4 protein-coding genes and 1 pseudogene are annotated in these 3,351 nt (G+C 66.5%); 3 read left to right on the top strand and 2 right to left on the bottom strand.

Going from position 1 to position 3,351, the window contains the following annotated elements; all coding sequences use genetic code 11:
• Positions 1-318: pseudogene (locus MKK70_RS10195) on the bottom strand (transposase); the annotation flags it as partial.
• 72 nt (positions 319-390) lie between these two features.
• Entirely contained in the window at positions 391-894 is a 504-nt protein-coding gene (locus tag MKK70_RS10190; protein ID WP_243947406.1) for a Crp/Fnr family transcriptional regulator, read from the bottom strand.
• Between the two features lie 185 nt (positions 895-1,079).
• Between MKK70_RS10190 and MKK70_RS10185 the strand changes: the two genes are divergently transcribed.
• The 3 genes from MKK70_RS10185 to MKK70_RS10175 are packed head-to-tail and all read left to right on the top strand — an operon-like array spanning position 1,080 to position 3,040.
• Complete coding sequence (locus MKK70_RS10185) at positions 1,080-1,880, top strand: pentapeptide repeat-containing protein (protein WP_243932951.1); 801 nt, start codon at positions 1,080-1,082, stop codon at positions 1,878-1,880.
• A 44-nt stretch (positions 1,881-1,924) separates the two neighbouring features.
• The gene (locus tag MKK70_RS10180) at positions 1,925-2,314 is read left to right on the top strand and encodes a thioredoxin family protein (RefSeq protein WP_243932952.1); all 390 of its coding nucleotides are present in this window, start codon (positions 1,925-1,927) and stop codon (positions 2,312-2,314) included.
• Positions 2,315-2,320: 6 nt separating this feature from the next.
• Positions 2,321-3,040 carry a cytochrome c biogenesis CcdA family protein gene (locus MKK70_RS10175; RefSeq protein ID WP_243932954.1) on the top strand — a complete coding sequence of 240 codons (720 nt, stop codon included), beginning with the start codon at positions 2,321-2,323 and terminating at the stop codon, positions 3,038-3,040.
• Positions 3,041-3,351 lie beyond the last annotated feature (311 nt).

Raw genomic sequence — 3,351 nt, 5'->3', positions numbered from 1 at the left:
GCAGCGGTGGGCGAGGCGCTTCGACCGACCCGCTCGCGATCCGCCATGACGAGGTGATGGTTGATCCGACCGAACAGGCCCTCGTCGCGCCAGCGCGCGAAGAAGCCGAACGTCGTGCTGCGCGGAGGCAGGTCCTTCGGGATCATCCGCCACGCGATGCCGCCCCGCAGCACGTAGAAGATCGCGTTCCAGATCTCGCGCCGCTGATGCCGGAGCCGGCCTCAGCGGCGCGATCACGGCCCATTCCGCATCGGTCAGGTCGGTTTCGTAGCGCAGGCGCGAACGGGTATGCTGCCGGCGAGTGGTCGGGGTCCACATGGCACATCCAGATCAGGCTTCAGCACCCTTCTGGAATCACCGCCATCCCGGCCACTCAACCCCTGCCGGATGTTATCGGACGGGCTCTAAGAGCCGTTGGGCGAGGCGCTGTTTGAGCGGGGCGAACGCTACCTCGTCGATCAGCGTGAACAGACCGGACATCAGCCGCGTGTAGTCGTCCATGACGAAGCTGCGAAACGCGGAACTATCGCCCATCAAGTGCTGGAATGTGCTCACCGGCAGAGCCGCAAGCTCAGTCCGCTCCTCGGCTACGCTTTGGGCCGGGAAGGTACCGCCGGATAGGAGGCATTGCGTGGTAAGGGCGCAGGTGCCGCCGGGACCGACCTTGTAGATCAAGACCTCGCGCCCGCCCTCAGACATGCGGAAGATACGCGTGCGCCCCTCAAGGCACATAAGGTAGTTGGCGCACTCGCCATCGAGTTCGTAGGCCGTAGCACCGGCCTCCAGCACCGGGAACTGCACGGTTCCCCGGGCGAGTTGTAGGTGCGCCGGGCTGAGCGCCTGGAGAAGTGGAAATCGGTCGACCCAATGCTCGACCTTGTGCGCGTCCATCATGATCGGCGTCGCTCTCAGGCCGGGACGACGGGCTGATCGTCCGGCTCGCTTTGCGTTTTTCTCCCACCGCGCCGGACTTGTGTGACCTGGGTCACCGACCGGATGCAGCGGCTCGGCATAGCATCACGACACAACGAACACGATACGGGCGTCGGCCATGCACGGCACCTGATGGGAGTAAACTGATGCGCCGCCTCGCCCTAAGCTTCATGCTGGCCGCTCTCGTCGCCGGCCCGGCCGCCGCTGAACAGGATTTGCTGCTCGGGGCCGACATGACCTCGCCCGCGATGACCAAGGCCGAGATGACCCGGGCCGACGTTGAGGCGCTGATCGCCAAGGCAGACGGCAAGCCCATTGACCTCTCCGACAAGGCGCTGGCCGGCCTCGACCTGTCCGGCCTGAACCTCAAGGGCGCGAACCTGCGCACCGCCCGCCTGAACAAGGCCAACCTGCGCGGCGCCGACCTGAGCGGTGCCAATCTGGAGCAGGCCTGGTTCATCAAGGCCGACCTCTCGGGCGCCAAGCTCGTGGGCGCCAAGATGTTCGGCATCACCGCCCGCGACGCCAACCTGAGCGGGGCCGACCTCAGTCGGTCGATGCCCATCGGCGACTTCAAGGGCGCCAACATGGCTGGGGCGACGCTGGTCGACCTCAAGGGCGGCGCCGACATCAAGAACCAGTCCATGGGCCTGATGCGGGCCGTGTTCGTCTCGGTGAACCTCAAGGGTGCCAACTTGAAGGGGGCGAACCTCGGTCGCTCGCGCCTGGAATACGCCGACCTCACCGACGCGGACCTCACCGACGTGGTCCTCATGGGTTCCGACATGTCAGGGGCCAATCTCACCGGCGCGACCGTCGCCGGGGCCGACTTCAAGAACGTCGACGTCACAGCCGCCCGCCTCATTGATCTTAAGGGCCAGGACAGCGCCAAGGACTGGTCGGCCCGCGTGAACGTCGACCGGGCGATCACGCAGGTCTCGAACTGAGACCCGACCTCCACCCCCAGCCAGCCATCACGGGAACAGCCTCCATGACCACTCGCCGCATCCTGCTCGCCGCCTTCTCCGTCGCCCCTATGCTGTTCGGCACCGCCGCCGGCGCCGCCGAGATGACCTACACGCCCGCCGCCTTCGAGGCGGCCCAGAAGGCCGGCAAGCCGATCCTCGTCCACATCACCGCTCCGTGGTGCGCCACCTGCGCCGCCCAGAAGCCGATCCTGTCGAAGCTTGAGGCCGACCCGAAGTTCAAGGACCTACAGGTGTTCGACGTCGACTTCGACAGCCGCAAGGACGTGGTGAAGCAGTTCGGCGCCACGATGCAGAGCACGCTCATCACCTACAAGGGCGAGAAGGAGACCGGGCGCTCGGCCGGCGAGACCAAGCCCGAGGCGATCTCTTCACTCCTCGAAAAGGCGATCTGAGCCGTCATGGTCACGAGCCTGGGCCTCGCCTTCCTCGCCGGCATCCTCTCGGTGCTGTCTCCTTGCGTGCTGCCGTTGCTGCCGCTGGTGCTCGGCGCGGCCGCCTCGGAACACCGGCTCGGCCCGGCCGCGCTCGCCGCCGGCCTGGCCCTGTCCTTCGTGGCCATCGGGCTGTTCGTGGCGACCGTTGGCTTCGCCATCGGCCTCGACGCCGGCATCTTCCGAATCGGCGCGGCCATCATGCTCATCCTGATCGGGCTGGTCCTGATGGTCCCGGCGGCCCAGACCCGGCTCGCCGTAGCCGCCGGACCAGTAAGCAACTGGACGGAGAGCCGTTTCGGTGGCTTCTCGACCGCAGGCCTTCTCGGACAGTTCGGCGTCGGGGTGCTGCTCGGGGCGGTGTGGAGCCCCTGCGTCGGCCCGACCCTCGGAGCGGCCTCGCTGCTCGCTTCCCAGGGGCGCGATCTTGGCATCGTCGCGCTGACCATGCTCCTGTTCGGCCTCGGCGCGGCCCTGCCGCTAGTTCTGCTCGGCACCGTCTCACGCGAGGTCCTGATGCGCTGGCGCGACCGGATGATGGGACTGGGCAAGGGGCTCAAGGCGGCGCTCGGGCTGATCCTTGTTGCCACCGGCCTGTTGATCGCCTCCGGCTACGACAAGGCGGCGGAGACCGCGCTGGTCAACGTCTCGCCGGATTGGCTCACCGGCTTGACCACTCGCCTGTGAAGCAGCCCTTCTCAAGGCTTGCTATGGGTCGTGAGTGGGCTCGGCGAGGATGTCCTGTGTGGATGGCTCCCGCATTGCAAGCGGCGAATTGAGCTTCTGACGCGTTGGTCGGGTGCAGTCTTGTGTCCGGCCTGTTGATGCAGTCGTTCTTGTGACTGCTGGCCCTGATGGTATCCGCGAGCTGGGTCCCACTCTGCTTTGCGGGCTATGATGCTCTGGACATTCAGCGGGGTGTCCCGGCTCCCGGTCTGACCGGTTCGCCATCAACTCTCATCGTCCTCGCAACTCGGAAAAGTGCTCCCCTTCCTGCT

Origin of the sequence: Methylobacterium sp. E-041, from assembly GCF_022829665.1 — a bacterium.
Taxonomy (GTDB): Bacteria; Pseudomonadota; Alphaproteobacteria; order Rhizobiales; family Beijerinckiaceae; genus Methylobacterium.
The sequence above is the reverse complement of the archived record's forward strand: the minus strand, read 5'-3'. Positions and strand labels throughout refer to the sequence as shown.